Source organism: Mannheimia sp. ZY171111, from assembly GCF_017750945.1.
In the GTDB taxonomy this organism is placed as follows: Bacteria; Pseudomonadota; Gammaproteobacteria; order Enterobacterales; family Pasteurellaceae; genus Mannheimia; species Mannheimia pernigra.
This window is the reverse complement of sequence record NZ_CP046532.1, coordinates 1198408-1212622: the sequence shown is the minus strand read 5'-3', so window position 1 is coordinate 1212622 and position 14215 is coordinate 1198408. Positions and strand designations below refer to the sequence as shown.

The window sequence follows — 14215 nt, the reverse complement described above, 5'->3', positions numbered from 1 at the left end:
CACACGAACGTGGGGTTAAAGGCAGCAATATGTTTAATCCTACACGGCTTGTATCGGGTGCTTACAAATAACTCACCTTATTATCCACGATTTTAATTCGTTTATTTTCAATCAATTTATCAATCACTTTTGCCACTATTTTATCTGCTTCTTTCACACTGATATTCACTAATCCTGTGTGGCTGCGAATATTATTTTGTAACCCTTTTAGTTTAGTCGGCAACCGATTGATTTTTTGCTTTGCCATATGTTGCGTGTATTTAGCAAAAGCATTGTTAAATTTCGTTTCTGCTGTGCTATTTGTATTCGCAACACTTGTTTTTGGCTTTTCAAACGAAATACCTTTTCTTAAACAAACTCGACCTTGTTTTTTGTGCGAAATAAAATCGCAAATGCCGTCATATCCTTGATCGTTAGAAAGGATATAAAATTCCACGCTTTTATCCGATTTTTCATCTAATTTTCCTAAATAATAAGCAAGGTGAAAATCGACATTATTTTTGGCAACGGATTTTATTTTAATTAAGGTGATATTGATTTCATCGCTGAATTTTTCGGTTAAGTGAATATCCGTCTGATTATTTGACGCACCGATAAAAAGGAAAATACGATCATAGTCTTGTAACGCTAAACCATCTAATGAATTGAGATTTTCATAATCGATAAAGGCGTATTTCATACTTTCTCCTTATTTTGCAAAATTCTAGCTAAATTTCACCGCTTGTTATTTAAACGAACTCTCCAACTCGTCGAGATCTAAATACACATCGTCCTTCCACACCAATGCTGGAATGCCAATATATCCGTTGGCTTTGGCGTGGTTAAAGGCGGCGTGGCGATCACGCAAACGCAAAAACGGCTTAAAATTTGCACCGCTTTGCGTGATGTCGCACGGTTCAAATTCAACACCTAAACGGTTGAGTTCAGCAACAAACGGCTCGGTATCGGGGCACCAGTGGGCGAAATATAAAATCGGTTTCATTATTTTTTACACCCTGGAAATCCTAACGCCTCACGGCTCGCATAATACGCTTCCGCCACGCCTTTGGTTAAGGCACGAATGCGTAAAATGTAGCGTTGGCGTTCGGTGACGGAAATTGCTTTGCGTGCGTCTAATAAGTTGAAGCTGTGAGCCGCTTTTAAAATGCGTTCGTAAGCTGGCAGAGGTAACGGTTTTTCTAAGCCTAACAAGTACTGTGCTTCTTTTTCATACTGCTCGAAGCATTGGAACAGGAAATCCACATCGGCATATTCAAAGTTGTAGGTCGATTGCTCCACTTCGTTTTGGTGAAACACATCGCCGTAGGTGGTTTTGCCCAGCTCGCCGTCTGACCAAACAAGATCATAAACGCTGTCCACGCCTTGAATATACATCGCCAAACGCTCTAAGCCATAGGTGATTTCGCCCGTTACTGGCTTACATTCTAAGCCGCCAACTTGTTGGAAGTAGGTAAATTGGGTCACTTCCATCCCGTTCAGCCACACTTCCCAACCTAAGCCCCACGCCCCAAGCGTTGGGTTTTCCCAGTTGTCTTCCACGAAACGAATGTCGTTTTGGGTTGGGTCGAAGCCGAGCATTTTTAGGCTCTCTAAATAGAGTTCTTGAATGTTATCTGGGGACGGTTTAATTACCACTTGGAATTGGTAGTAGTGCTGTAAACGGTTTGGGTTTTCGCCATAGCGTCCGTCAGTCGGGCGGCGTGAAGGCTGCACATAAGCAAATGCCATCGGCTCAGGACCAAGTGCACGCAAACAGGTCATCGGGTGAGAAGTACCTGCCCCCACTTCCATATCAAACGGCTGTACGATGGTGCAACCCTTACTCACCCAGTAGTCTTGCAGGGCTAAAATCATTCCTTGAAAGGTTTTTACGTTAAATTTCTCGCTCATTACTATTTACTCTTTAATTTAAAAAATGCTAGAAAAATGTGGGCTATTATAGCCTGTAAGCGGTCATTTTTTGGGATTTTTTTGCAAAAAATTTATGATAGCCTCCTGATTAATTTACTGATGAAAATTTAAGGCAATTTACAAAAGGTAATCTAAATCAAATTATGGGTAATTGAAGATTGCAGTTACGCTTATTTAGTTTTAAAGTAGCCACTATCATTTATCAATTTATGAGGATTCGCCAATGAAAAACGATAAACCCATTGAATGTGAAGGCTGTAACACCTTTGATGTTGGTTCTATTTTAGATAATAGCGAGACAGTTGCAACCATCAACCGTACTTATCAAACAGAAGCAGAAGCTAAAGCCGCACTTGAAAGATTTATTCAAAAAGCTCGTGAGATTGAAAATGAGCCTTGCGAAATAAAGAGCGAAATTCTCGCTGTTGAAAACGGCTTTGAACTTAATACTAATTTTAAGTTTAGTTGCCAAGCCGAAGTGGTCATTTTCCAATTAGGCACAAGAAATTAAAACAAGTAGGCTGGTTATCCAGCCTTTCTTTGTCTAAAATCTAAAGCCCTCCAAAACATACGGCGTAATGCCAATCTTTAGTGCCCAAAGTAAAAATAATGTAAAAAAATTGCGATATATGTCATATTTTTTAAAAATTGTTGTTTACTTTTTTTAAAAATCAGGCAGATTATGGGCAATTTTTACAAACACTAACTAATTGGAGTGAATTATGTTAAAACCATTCAAAAAACTTGCTGCTGCATTAGCATTAACAGCGGTATTCTCAGTGTCAGCATTTGCTAATGACCCAATTGTGATTAAATTCTCACACGTTGTAGCGAACGAAACACCGAAGGGTCAAGGTGCATTAATGTTCCAAAAATTAGTGGACGAACGCTTAGCGGGTAAAGTAAAAGTAGAAGTGTATCCGAATTCCTCTCTTTATGCAGATGGTAAAGAAATGGAAGCATTATTGTTGAATAATGTACAGATGCTGGCGCCATCATTGGCAAAATTCGATAAATATACGCCAAAAATCCAAATTTTCGACTTACCCTTCTTATTTGATGACATCAAAGCCGTTGAGCGTTTTGAACAAAGCGAAGCAGGTCAATCATTATTAAGATCAATGGAAGATAAAGGTATTACTGGTCTTACATACTGGAATAATGATTTAAAACAGCTCTCAGCAAATAAAGCATTGCGTGAACCCAAAGACGCCCGTGGTTTAAAATTCCGCGTACAAGCTTCAGAAGTGCTAGATGCACAGTTTAAAGCAATTCGTGCTGTACCTCGTAAAATGGCATTCGGTGAGATGTATCAGGGCTTACAAACGGGTGTCGTAAACGGTGCAGAAAACCCTTATTCAAACATTTACTCACAAAAAATTCACGAAGTACAAAAATTCATCACAGAATCTAATCACGGTCTATTATCTTATATGGTTATCGTTAATACAGAATTCTGGAACAACATTCCTGCAGATATTCGTACAGAGCTGACTAAAATCTTAGACGAGGTATCGGTTGAAGTGAACAAGCAATCGCACAACTTAAACCAAAGCGATAAACAAAAAATCGTAGATTCAGGTGCCTCCCAAATCATTACTTTAACAAATGATCAACGTGAAAAATGGCGTGAAGCTATGCGTCCCGTATGGAAGCAGTTTGAAAACGCTATTGGTGCAGATTTAATTAAAGCTGCTGAAAAAGCAAACAAATAATCATCTCACTTTAACTTGTAAGGGCGGGCCGTTGTGTCCGCCCAAAACGATCTGAATTTTGCAAAAAATTAGATAAAATCGACCGCTTGTCAAACAATAAACTTTGCTACATCGGTCTTATTATTTTAGTATTTCTATTTTCGGAGTAAAAAATGTCTTCTTTAAAATGGTTATGGGAGCGTTTTGAAGAATGTTTTATTGCCATTTTATTAACGGCAATGACACTGGTTACCTTCACTTATGTGATGTTTAACAATCTTTATAATATTTTCTTTGATTTAGCCGAAGCTAAGCCATTTACTGCTGAATTTGCTGAACCCATTGGCGAATGGATTATGGAAGCTGCACAAGAAATGACTTGGAGCATAGCTTTAACTAAAGTTTGCTTTGGTTGGTTAATTTTCTTCGGTGCCTCTTATGGAGTGCGTACCGCTGGGCATATTGGTGTTGATGTTTTGGTTAAAAAACTTTCTCATCACGGGCAAAAAATGGTAGGAATTATTGCCATTTGTGCTTGTTTATCTTATGCGGTTTTAATCGGCTCTGCTAGCTACGAATGGATCGCTGCAATGTATGTTGCTGGTATTGGTGCGGAAGATTTACACCAATTCCACCTAAAACAATGGCACGTTGGTTTAATTATGCCTGTCGGTTTTGTGTTAATCGGTATCCGCTTTATTGAAATTTTAGTGCGTATTTTGCAAGGCAAGCAAGTTGGTCTTAGCCTAGCAGATGAAAGTGAAGATGCGATGAAACTCGCACAAGGAGAAGATTAATGACAATTTTAGTGCTATTTAGCTTGTTATTTATTTTGATGTTTCTTGGCGTGCCGATTGCCATTTCACTCGGTTTGGCAGGAGCTGTCACTATTATGTTCTTTAGCCAAGATTCTGTCAGCTCATTAGCCATTAAACTCTTTGAAACCTCAGAGCACTACACCTTACTTGCAATCCCCTTCTTTCTACTCGCTGGGGCATTTATGACCACAGGCGGTGTCGCAAGACGCTTAATTGATTTTGCTAATGCAACAGTGGGGCATATTCGCGGTGGTTTAGCGATTGCAGCTGTACTTTCTTGTATGTTATTTGCTGCATTATCAGGATCAAGCCCTGCAACGGTTGCTGCAGTTGGCTCAATTGCAATTGCAGGTATGGTACGTTCAGGCTACCCTGTTGGATTTGGCACAGGTATTATCTGTAACGCAGGTACGCTTGGTATCTTAATTCCCCCGTCAGTCGTGATGGTAGTTTATGCTGCTTCAACTGAAACTTCTGTTGGTAAATTATTTATGGCAGGTGTTGTTCCTGGTCTTATGCTTGGAATTACATTGATGATTGCCATCTATATCGTTGCTCGTATTAAAAAATTACCAGCCCAGCCTCGTGCCACAGTCAAAGAATGGCTTACCGCAGCTCGTAAAGCCGTTTGGGGTTTGCTGTTGATGATAATTATTTTAGGCGGCATTTACAGTGGTATCTTCACCCCAACTGAGGCTGCAGCGGTAGCCGCAGTTTATTCGTGGTTTGTGGCGGTCTTTATCTATAAAGATATCAAACTGCGTGATTGCCCGAAAGTATTGCTAGAATCTGCAAAATTAAGTGTAATGCTGATGTTTATTATTGCAAATGCAATGTTATTTGCCCACGTGTTGACTACCGAACAAATTCCACAATTAATTACTAACACAGTAGTCGAATGGGACTTACAACCTTGGACATTCTTATTAGTTGTCAATATCGTACTATTAATTGCAGGGGCATTTATGGAACCATCTGCGATTATATTAATTCTTGCACCAATCCTATTCCCAATTGCGGTACAACTTGGCATTGATCCCATTCACTTAGGCATTATTATGGTAGTCAATATGGAAATCGGCTTGATTACTCCACCAATTGGCTTAAACTTGTTAGTAGCGTCTGCAGTATCAAAAATGCCACTGTCTGATGTTGTGAAAGCCGCAATGCCGTGGTTACTATTACTACTTACATTCCTGATTTTAATTACCTATATTCCAGCTATTTCATTAGCATTACCCAATTGGATTGGAATTAATTAATACAAGCGGTCTCTTTTTGTCAATTTTTCACTCATCATCCCGACCGCTTAATGCAATTAGTAAGCATTAGGCGGTCATTTTAGTAAAAATGCACTATTTTGCTAAAAACTTACCAAATAATTTAACTTTTTGCTACAATTTGGGCTATTTATCAAACTGATTCATAAGTAGAGAAGAATATGAGTGTAAGTTCTTTTAATCGCACTTGGGCAAAAGTCATTTTAAGTGCATTAATGCGTTATGGCGTAAAGCATTTTTGTATCGCACCAGGCTCTCGTTCAACGCCATTAACACTTGAAGCGGTGCAACTTCAACAAACCCAATATGCTCAATGCCACACACACTTTGATGAACGTGGCTTAGGCTTTTATGCGTTAGGTATTGCCAAAGCAACCAATAGTCCTGTTGCGGTTATCGTTACCTCAGGTACGGCTGTTGCAAACCTTTATCCAGCAGTAATTGAAGCCAGTTTAACGCATCAAAATCTGATTATTCTTTCTGCTGATCGCCCTACTGAACTTATCGGCTGCGGCGTAAATCAGGCGATTCCCCAGCAAGGTATTTTTGCGAACTATCCTGTTGCGAGCGTAAACTTACCAAAAGCAAATGAGGCTTATAGCTCAAGTTGGTTAGTTTCAACTATTGAACAAGCCTGTACAACGCAAGTTCAACAAGGTGGTGTATTGCACATCAATGCTCCTTTTGAAGAACCTCTTTATGAATCAGATATTAATGAAATTCTTAACACCCCTTGGCTATGTCCGATTCAGACTTGGCTAAATAACTCACAGACGAAATGGATTGACCAACAAAAGATCCAAAGTGAAGTTTCAATGCACGAAAACTGGGACTATTGGCGAACCAAACGTGGGGTAATTGTGGTAGGCAAACTACCGCCTGAGCAAGGAACAGGTTTAAAAACGTGGGCAGACACAATGGGCTGGTGCTTATTAAGCGATGTACAATCTTGTATTGAAGCAAGCCTACCCTATGCAGATATCTGGCTTTCTAACGATACCGTAAAACAACGTTTATTGCAGGCTGATATTGTGATCCAATTTGGTACACAAATTGTGAGCAAACGAGTAAACGAATTTTTAACACGCTATCAAGGAGAATTTTGGGTTGTTGATGAATCACAAGACTATATCAACCCGAACGCATATCACCAAACTCGCTTTATTGCCAAAGCACACCACTTTTTACGCGTACACCCACCACTTCGACAAAAGCCGTGGTTGCTTGAGCCTTTAGCACTTTCGCAATTCTGTGCAACCTTTATTGAGCAACAAATAGGTGGAAGTTTAAGTGAGGCATCACTTGCACACAATATTCAAGATGTTTTAGCAATTAATGGTAACTTATTCATTGGTAATAGCTTATTTGTCCGCTTGGTCGATGCCTTATGTAAATTACCTGAAGGCTATCCTGTTTACACCAATCGTGGCGCAAGTGGAATTGATGGCTTAATTGCCACGGTAGCTGGCATCGCCAAAGGTAGCGAAAGACCAACCGTAGGTGTGATAGGTGATATATCAGCACTACACGATTTAAACTCGATTGCACTATTAACTCAAATTACCCAACCGACCATTTTATTTATAGTGAATAATAGCGGCGGTGCAATTTTCGATATGCTGCCAGTGGAAGCTAAAACAAAAAATCAATACTATCGCCTAGCACACCATTTTGAATTTGCACAAGTCGCAACAATGTTTGGCATTGAGTATATCCGTCCTTTTACTTGGGCAGACTTGAAAACCAAACTTAAACACGCTTACGCTCGCAAAGGAGTAACCATTGTGGAAATTAAAGTCAACGAACACGATGGCAGTAATCTGTATAAATCATTACTGAAGCAAATTTCACAGGCAGAAATTGCCTAGTTCACATAGCACTAGCCTCCACGCTGGTGCTTTTATTTATGTTCAAAGGTTGAATTTAATGCTTTCATATCAATGGCACGCTAAACAAGGCACCCCAGTTGTTTTTTTGCACGGATTACTTGGCTCACAACAAGACTGGCAAGGCATTATTTCACTTTTGCAAAATTGTCAAAAAATTCGACCGCTTACCCTTGATCTCCCATTTCACGGATTAAGTCAGCAGATCGCCTGTGCTGATTTTTTGGCATTGAGAATGCAGCTCAACACCACATTAACATCGGTTATTGGCTCACAACCATTTTACTTAGTAGGCTACTCTTTAGGTGGGCGAACCGCACTTGATTACACACTGAATATCAACAACCAATACTTGCGTGGCTCTGTGCTAGAAGGCACAAATATTGGTCTCTCTTCAGAGTCAGAACGACGAGCTCGCTGGCAAAATGATTGCCAATGGGCGAATCGTTTCAACCAAGAGACTATCGAAAATGTACTTGACGATTGGTATCAGCAAGCTATTTTTTCAGATTTAATCGATACTGAAAGAGAAAGTTATATCAACAGCCGCAAACATAATCAAGGCAAACTTATTGCCCAAATGTTAAAAGCAACTAGCCTTGCTAAGCAGCCATACTATGCCAAACAATTAACATTGACAGATAAAAACATTATCTTTTTTATTGGAGAAAAAGATAAAAAATTCCGCCAAATGGCAGAGCAAAATCAACTCCCTGTGCAAATTATTTCAAATGCAGGGCATAATGCCCATAGAGGGAATGCGGAAGATTTTGCAAGGAAATTGATCACTTTTATTGAAAAGTAGCCAACCTGTTTAAATATTGAATTTAACTCTCTCCTTGCAATCTCTGCAACAGCCGATCCATTGCTCGATAACCTAAAGCTTCGGCTAAATGAGCTTGCTGAATATTCTCTTCGCCAGATAAATCAGCAATAGTGCGAGAAACTTTTAAAATGCGATGGTAAGCTCGTACAGATAATCCTAGCTTGGTTAAAGCATTTTCTAAAAATAACGCATCTTGTTCTGATAATTTACAATCTCGCTCAATTTCTCGCGTCGTGAGCTGAGAATTTATTTTTCCTGCTCGTTCAAATTGCATTTTTCTCGCTAAAAACACCCGCTTGCGAACCTGTTCTGTCGTTTCTCCTCGGTTTTCTGAGCCACTTTGTAATGCCCCTTGCGGTAAAAGTGGTACTTCAATGGAGAGATCAAATCGGTCTAAAAATGGACCTGATAAACGATTTAAATATCGCATTACTTGTTGTGGTGAAGCTCGATTATGAGTGCCCTGATAATGCCCTGTTGGGCTTGGGTTCATTGCGGCAATCAGTTGAAAACGTGCAGGAAATTGCACTTTCGCATTCGCTCTAGAAATAACAATTTCGCCAGCCTCTAATGGTTGGCGTAACGCATCTAACACTTTCCTTTCAAACTCGGGCAATTCATCTAAGAAAAGCACGCCATTATGAGCAAGAGAAATTTCGCCTGGCTTTGGGATCGAGCCACCACCTACTAACGCCACCATAGACGCACTATGATGTGGGGAACGAAAAGGACGTTGTTTCCAGTTCTGAAAGTTCAATTCATTATGGACAAGGCTCGTGACCGAAGCCGTTTCAATCGCTTCTATATCAGACATTTCAGGTAACAAGTCGGCTAGACGGCTTGCAAGCATCGTTTTTCCTGTGCCAGGTGGGCCGAGAAAAAGTAAATTATGTTGCCCTGCCGCAGCAATGGTTAAGGCTCGCTTGGCATGTTGCTGCCCGATAATATCCGTCAGATCTCGGCTGACAAGCGGTCGATTTGTCTCTATTTTTTGCAAAATTTGTTGGCAAATTGGCAGTTTATCTCGCTTGTTCAGCATATTAACTACCTCTAACAGTGACTGAGCAAAATAGGTAGTTGCATTTGAAACTAATGCCGCTTCATTAGCATTTTGTTTAGCGAGTATCATCTGCCTTTTTGATTTTTCAGCAGAAATCACCGCGGGAATCGCACCGTGCACACCTCGCAGACGCCCTGTAAGTGCCAGCTCGCCTAAAAACTCGAATTGTTTTAACAAATCAGAATCAATCTGCCCTGAGGCAGCTAAAATGCCTATTGCAATAGGTAAGTCAAAACGCCCACCTTCTTTTGGCAAGTCTGCAGGAGCAAGGTTAATGGTAATCCTTTGTGGTGGATACATAAAATTGGCATTAATCAACGCACTTCTCACCCTATCCCCTGCTTCTTTTACGGTTGCTTCCGGCAAGCCAACAATGGTTAGCCTAGGCTGACCGTTGCTGATATGTACCTCAATCGTTACTAATGGCGCCTCAACGCCAACAGAGGCTCGACTGTAAACAATAGCTAAAGTCATTATTTTGAAAAATGAGAAATCAATAGCTAGAGAATAACAAGGAAAGAGAGAGGCAGGATAGCAGGAATAGCCAAATTTTCGAGCGAGATCACAAAAATAGTTTTATGAGAGGGGAAACCCCTCTCAAATATGCAAAATTATTTCACAATTTCCACTGGACCGTGATCGTCGCAATGATCACCGTGCTGATGATGTAAACGACCATCTACAATATAATCAATATGATCGCCGTGTGGTACAGCCTCGTGTCCGCAACCTTCGCCGTGAACATGCTCTCCACAACAATGAACAGCATTGCATTCTACTGGGTTAGTTTCATTCACTTCCAAAACGTGTTCATCATAGTGATCACCATGTTTATGGTGCAAATGCCCGTCGTGTAAATAGTCGATATGGTCGTTGTGTTTGATTGCTGTATGGCCACAACCTTCACCATGTTCATGTTCGTGGTGTGCGTGCGTTTTGCAAGACATAGAATGCTCCTTTGAATAAACAAATAAATCGGTTTTATCCTAATCCGAAATGCAATACAATTCAAGGCGTTTCAGCGGTATATTGGCTCATTTAAGAGGAAAGAGAATGAACACGGAATTAGATATGATTGTTATCGGCGGCGGTATGATTGGGGCAGCAGCAGCCTTGGGATTAGCAAAACAAGGTTTTAAATTAGCCGTGTTAGAGAAAAATCCGCTACCTACTTTCGATGCTCATTCAGCCTACGATTTACGCATTTCCGCCATCAGTATGGGGTCAATTCAGTTACTGGAAAAACTAGGCGTGTGGGAGAAAATTGTCTCAATGAGAACCAGCCCCTACACCCAACTCGAAACCTGGGAAATTGAAGGCTTTAACACTGTATTTTCAGCCGCTGAATTAGGGTTGGAAAAGTTAGGCGATATGGTAGAAAATAACCTAATCCAAATTGCGTTATGGGAACAGTTAAAGCAATTTCCAAACTGCATACAAGCGGTAGGATTTGAGCAATTATCTGCAAAAAAAATAGAAAATAAGTGGTTAGTTCAAATCGACAACCAAACCTTCTCCGCCCAAATTCTGATTGCCGCAGATGGAGCAAATTCTCAAGCCCGCCAGTGGGCTGGTATTGGATTAACTAGCTGGCAATACCGCCAACACTGCTTGCTTGCTACGATTACCACGGAAAAATCAGCACCATCAACAACTTGGCAGCAATTCTATTCAACAGGTCCTCGTGCTTTCTTGCCGCTTTCAGACAATCACAGCTGTATTGTTTGGTATGATTCGCCACAAAAAGTGGCTGAACTAAAAAATCTGTCAACAGAAAAACTGACCGTGGCGATTGAACAACATTTCCCTTCTCGCTTAAGAGAAGAATTAGGTAAGATTGAAGTGCAATCATCAGGTGCATTTCCGCTTACTCGCCAGCACGCCCAGCATTATATACAAAACGGCGTTGTGCTAGTAGGAGACGCGGCACATACAATTAATCCATTAGCAGGTCAAGGCGTGAACTTGGGCTTTAAAGATATAAAAGTACTACTTGACGTGTTTGAACAAGCGGTCAAAAAAGGAGAAAACTTTGCAAGCGAGGAAGTACTGAAACGCTATGAGAACAAACGTAAACCCGATAATTTGTTAATGCAAACAGGTATGGACATCTTTTATAAAGCGTTTAGCACCGAACTTCTCCCACTAAAAATAGCTCGCAATTTAGGGCTAGTGATCGCTGAAAAAGCAACACCACTTAAAAAACAGGCATTGAAATATGCAATCGGAATTTAGATCAAATAAACATAAAAAGAGAGAGCTAAGCTCTCTCTTTCAACGATAGTGTGTTAATTCACCTTACATTGCTACAATCACACATTCTGCCACACTGCGTGCATTAGATTGTGCTCTTGAAGTGGCTGCTCTGTCGCCAACTGGCCCGACAAAAACACGATTCCAGTCTGCACTGCTTGCGATACGAGCATTAAATCCTGCCATCGCAAGACGTGCTTGCATATTTTCTGCTTGGGCTTTATTTTTAAACGCTCCACATTGGAGTCCGAATTTACCTGCCTGGTTTGTCACTTTATCTGCTGTGCTCGCAACAATTTTAGGCTGCTCTTTTTTCGCTTTTTCTTCCGCTTGCTTGCGTTTTTCTTCTGCTATCTTTTGAGCTAAAGCCTCTTCTGACGTTTCTTCCTTTGTTATTGCTGGAGTTGTGGTCGATGTCTCCGTAGTTGGATTTTGCGGAGTCTGTTCTGCTAAACGAGCTTCTTCCTGCTTACGTCTCTCTTCAATTTGTTGCTTTTGCTGGGCAGTCAGTTGTGCCAAACGCTCTTGTGAAGTTTGGCTATTATCGGTTATTACCGTACGGGTTTCTAAATCACGAATATAGCTCCAACTTTCTTCTGGCCGACTTGGTAATTGACTTTTTTGCCGAGGTTGATTCGGTTGTGCAATATCAACCGTAGGAGTAGGTGCATTTGTTTTTAATAACCATAACGCAATTCCACAGCCTAAAACTAGACCAATAATCAGAATTAATACCTTTTTTAAATTACTCTCTTTTTTTGTTTTTTTGCTTTTTTTCTCGTTTGAACGAGCAACATAATCACGCCGTGGCACAATAACCGCCTTCTAATTAAATTAAAATAATTTGCAAATTTTACTGTAAAAATAACCGCTTGCCTATCATATAAAATGACTTTTCAATTTAAAGTGTTGTCAAACTCAAACTGAGATCTGCATTTAGCCATTTTTAAGATGAGAAAGGTAAATATCAAAACGATGATTTTTCGTTACCTGAGAAAAATCTGGCTTCTGCTCTGCCAAAAATGGGGCATAATCAGGACGTTTCACCACCACTCTCTTCCTTGCTAATGTTTTTGCTGGTGCAAAGAAATCATCAGAATCCAAATCAGCACCCACTAAATGTTGAAACACTCGCATTTCTTTTTTCACTAACGCACTTTTTTGTTTGTGGGGATACATCGGATCTAAATAGACGACATCTGCAAATTGTAATTTAGGATCAAGCTGCGATATATTACGCACATCGGCTAAGATCATTCTTTCTTGCATAAACTCACCAATTTCTAAGTCTTGATAAGCGCGATTTAGCCCATCTTCTAACAAAGCGGCCACAATCGGATTTCGCTCAACTAATAGCACTTTACAACCAACGGCTGCCAATACAAACGCATCTCGTCCTAAGCCGGCGGTAGCATCAATCACGGTTGGTACGTAATCCCCTTTAATCCCCACCGCTTTTGCCACTGCTTCGCCACGTCCACCACCGAACTTACGGCGGTGTGCCATCGTGCCATCAACAAAATTAACCGCTATCGCCCCAAGTTTTGGTTCGTCTAATTTGCGTAGCTCTAAACGTTCTTTGGTGAGAACAAGAGCAAGAGAGCTAGATTTATCTTCAACTAACTGCCATTTATCGCAAATTTGTTGAAATTTGTGGCTATCTTGCGTTTCATTAATTAATTGGATCATTTTAATAATTCATCAAAATTAGCAAGCAAACAAGTTTTGCCTGCAACGTCTTCACCTTGCCAAGCGGCGGCTAAAATTTCATAGCTCAAGCATTTTTCATATTCATTCGATATTGGGTAATAACTAATATGCCACGGCTCAAAACCAACTCCGCCACGAGTGCCATCAAAAGGAAAATAAAAGCCAAACTTTTCAGCATTGGTTTGTAACCATTTCGTTAGTTCAGCAAAATAGCCTCCCGCTAAATATTCCCACGGCTCAAGCAAAAGCGAGGTATTTTTAGGCAGCAGTTCAGGGTCAAAAACATCAATGTCTGTTCCCCAATGATGACGACTCGCACCCGGCACAGCAGACCAACGTAGTATCGCCTTACATTTTTCCAGATCAGATAAAGCGGTCATTTCAATCGCCACTCCATTGTCATCGTGCACCTTGCGTTCACCGTTAAATTTTGCATTCCAAATTAGCTTTTGGCGTTCAAAATCCCGAAAAGTGCTAGCAACTTGCAGATTAAAGCCCTCCTCTTTTGCAGCATACTGTAATGCTAAAAATGCCTTAACAACTTCAGGTTGAAGGTAATGTTTATCAGAAAGAGAATTTGGCAAAATCACTAAATGCTCACGGCTTTTGCCCGTTAAAAGAGTTGCAATTTTTTCCACAAAAATGACCGCTTGTATAAAATCAATAGCGTTAAATTATAAACTAAATTTCTGCGATATATTTTTTCTTGTGGAAATAAAAGCCTTTCTATGTTAAAAAGTCAGCCTAAATTTCTATTTAAGTTTAAGTTATTTAAGG

General features: G+C 40.3%; 15 protein-coding genes. 7 read left to right on the top strand and 8 right to left on the bottom strand.

All coding sequences use genetic code 11. From position 1 onward, the window contains the following. Positions 1-61: 61 nt before the first annotated feature. From GM698_RS05895 to glyQ, 3 genes are read right to left on the bottom strand one after another with little or no spacing between them, the layout of a single operon-like run. On the bottom strand, positions 62-679 hold the full coding sequence (locus GM698_RS05895) for a PIN domain-containing protein (RefSeq protein ID WP_176809505.1): 618 nt from the start codon (positions 677-679) through the stop codon (positions 62-64). Between the two features lie 45 nt (positions 680-724). After that, positions 725-982, bottom strand: coding sequence for a hypothetical protein (locus tag GM698_RS05890; RefSeq protein ID WP_371739879.1), 258 nt, complete (start codon positions 980-982; stop codon positions 725-727). Next, positions 982-1890: a glycine--tRNA ligase subunit alpha gene (gene glyQ / locus GM698_RS05885; RefSeq protein ID WP_209289079.1), complete on the bottom strand. Its 909-nt coding sequence runs from the start codon at positions 1888-1890 to the stop codon at positions 982-984. The genes GM698_RS05890 and glyQ overlap by 1 nt, the downstream gene beginning before the upstream one ends. Before the next feature lie 244 nt (positions 1891-2134). On the opposite strand from glyQ, the gene GM698_RS05880 reads away from it, so the two are divergent. From GM698_RS05880 to menH, 6 genes are all read left to right on the top strand, one after another. Then, positions 2135-2422: a DUF406 family protein gene (locus GM698_RS05880; RefSeq protein WP_159628701.1), complete on the top strand. Its 288-nt coding sequence runs from the start codon at positions 2135-2137 to the stop codon at positions 2420-2422. 211 nt (positions 2423-2633) lie between these two features. Next, positions 2634-3626 carry a TRAP transporter substrate-binding protein gene (locus tag GM698_RS05875; protein WP_176812014.1) on the top strand — a complete coding sequence of 331 codons (993 nt, stop codon included), beginning with the start codon at positions 2634-2636 and terminating at the stop codon, positions 3624-3626. A gap of 152 nt (positions 3627-3778) precedes the next feature. Next, positions 3779-4402 carry a TRAP transporter small permease gene (locus tag GM698_RS05870; protein ID WP_176809503.1) on the top strand — a complete coding sequence of 208 codons (624 nt, stop codon included), beginning with the start codon at positions 3779-3781 and terminating at the stop codon, positions 4400-4402. Then, entirely contained in the window at positions 4402-5685 is a 1284-nt protein-coding gene (dctM, locus tag GM698_RS05865) for a C4-dicarboxylate TRAP transporter large permease protein DctM (RefSeq protein ID WP_209289078.1), read from the top strand. Before GM698_RS05870 ends, dctM begins: the two co-directional genes overlap by 1 nt. A 179-nt stretch (positions 5686-5864) precedes the next feature. Further along, a complete protein-coding gene (menD, locus tag GM698_RS05860) occupies positions 5865-7571 on the top strand; it encodes a 2-succinyl-5-enolpyruvyl-6-hydroxy-3-cyclohexene-1-carboxylic-acid synthase (RefSeq protein WP_159628705.1) in 1707 nt (568 codons plus the stop codon). A 58-nt stretch (positions 7572-7629) separates the two neighbouring features. Beyond that, positions 7630-8394 carry a 2-succinyl-6-hydroxy-2,4-cyclohexadiene-1-carboxylate synthase gene (gene menH / locus GM698_RS05855; protein WP_209289077.1) on the top strand — a complete coding sequence of 255 codons (765 nt, stop codon included), beginning with the start codon at positions 7630-7632 and terminating at the stop codon, positions 8392-8394. A 22-nt stretch (positions 8395-8416) separates the two neighbouring features. Here the strand turns inward: menH and GM698_RS05850 are convergent, their stop codons facing one another. Together GM698_RS05850 and GM698_RS05845 are read right to left on the bottom strand one after the other, a co-directional pair. After that, the gene (locus GM698_RS05850) at positions 8417-9949 is read right to left on the bottom strand and encodes a YifB family Mg chelatase-like AAA ATPase (protein ID WP_176812016.1); all 1533 of its coding nucleotides are present in this window, start codon (positions 9947-9949) and stop codon (positions 8417-8419) included. Positions 9950-10086: 137 nt separating this feature from the next. Continuing rightward, on the bottom strand, positions 10087-10422 hold the full coding sequence (locus GM698_RS05845) for a hypothetical protein (protein WP_176807727.1): 336 nt from the start codon (positions 10420-10422) through the stop codon (positions 10087-10089). A 106-nt stretch (positions 10423-10528) separates the two neighbouring features. Here GM698_RS05845 and GM698_RS05840 point away from each other — a divergent pair, with 106 nt between their 5' ends. Then, positions 10529-11710 carry an FAD-dependent oxidoreductase gene (locus tag GM698_RS05840; protein ID WP_176809499.1) on the top strand — a complete coding sequence of 394 codons (1182 nt, stop codon included), beginning with the start codon at positions 10529-10531 and terminating at the stop codon, positions 11708-11710. 63 nt (positions 11711-11773) lie between these two features. On the opposite strand, the gene ftsN is transcribed toward GM698_RS05840, so the two are convergent. The 3 genes from ftsN to GM698_RS05825 form a co-directional block, all read right to left on the bottom strand. After that, positions 11774-12541 carry a cell division protein FtsN gene (gene ftsN / locus GM698_RS05835; protein WP_176812019.1) on the bottom strand — a complete coding sequence of 256 codons (768 nt, stop codon included), beginning with the start codon at positions 12539-12541 and terminating at the stop codon, positions 11774-11776. Positions 12542-12664: 123 nt separating this feature from the next. Next, the gene (locus tag GM698_RS05830; RefSeq protein WP_176809497.1) at positions 12665-13417 is read right to left on the bottom strand and encodes a class I SAM-dependent methyltransferase; all 753 of its coding nucleotides are present in this window, start codon (positions 13415-13417) and stop codon (positions 12665-12667) included. Then, positions 13414-14076, bottom strand: coding sequence for a M15 family metallopeptidase (locus GM698_RS05825; RefSeq protein ID WP_176807731.1), 663 nt, complete (start codon positions 14074-14076; stop codon positions 13414-13416). The genes GM698_RS05830 and GM698_RS05825 overlap by 4 nt, the downstream gene beginning before the upstream one ends. Positions 14077-14215: the final 139 nt, after the last annotated feature.

What these genes read in the sequence shown, in the direction of transcription:
- menD (WP_159628705.1), top strand. Translation starts at nt 5,865, where the DNA reads ATGAGTGTAAGTTCTTTTAATCGCACTTGGGCAAAAGTCATTTTAAGT.
- dctM (WP_209289078.1), top strand. Translation starts at nt 4,402, where the DNA reads ATGACAATTTTAGTGCTATTTAGCTTGTTATTTATTTTGATGTTTCTT.
- menH (WP_209289077.1), top strand. Translation starts at nt 7,630, where the DNA reads ATGCTTTCATATCAATGGCACGCTAAACAAGGCACCCCAGTTGTTTTT.
- GM698_RS05870 (WP_176809503.1), top strand. Translation starts at nt 3,779, where the DNA reads ATGTCTTCTTTAAAATGGTTATGGGAGCGTTTTGAAGAATGTTTTATT.
- glyQ (WP_209289079.1), bottom strand. Translation starts at nt 1,890, where the DNA reads ATGAGCGAGAAATTTAACGTAAAAACCTTTCAAGGAATGATTTTAGCC.
- GM698_RS05830 (WP_176809497.1), bottom strand. Translation starts at nt 13,417, where the DNA reads ATGATCCAATTAATTAATGAAACGCAAGATAGCCACAAATTTCAACAA.
- GM698_RS05845 (WP_176807727.1), bottom strand. Translation starts at nt 10,422, where the DNA reads ATGTCTTGCAAAACGCACGCACACCACGAACATGAACATGGTGAAGGT.
- GM698_RS05850 (WP_176812016.1), bottom strand. Translation starts at nt 9,949, where the DNA reads ATGACTTTAGCTATTGTTTACAGTCGAGCCTCTGTTGGCGTTGAGGCG.
- GM698_RS05875 (WP_176812014.1), top strand. Translation starts at nt 2,634, where the DNA reads ATGTTAAAACCATTCAAAAAACTTGCTGCTGCATTAGCATTAACAGCG.
- GM698_RS05890 (WP_371739879.1), bottom strand. Translation starts at nt 982, where the DNA reads ATGAAACCGATTTTATATTTCGCCCACTGGTGCCCCGATACCGAGCCG.
- GM698_RS05840 (WP_176809499.1), top strand. Translation starts at nt 10,529, where the DNA reads ATGAACACGGAATTAGATATGATTGTTATCGGCGGCGGTATGATTGGG.
- GM698_RS05880 (WP_159628701.1), top strand. Translation starts at nt 2,135, where the DNA reads ATGAAAAACGATAAACCCATTGAATGTGAAGGCTGTAACACCTTTGAT.
- GM698_RS05895 (WP_176809505.1), bottom strand. Translation starts at nt 679, where the DNA reads ATGAAATACGCCTTTATCGATTATGAAAATCTCAATTCATTAGATGGT.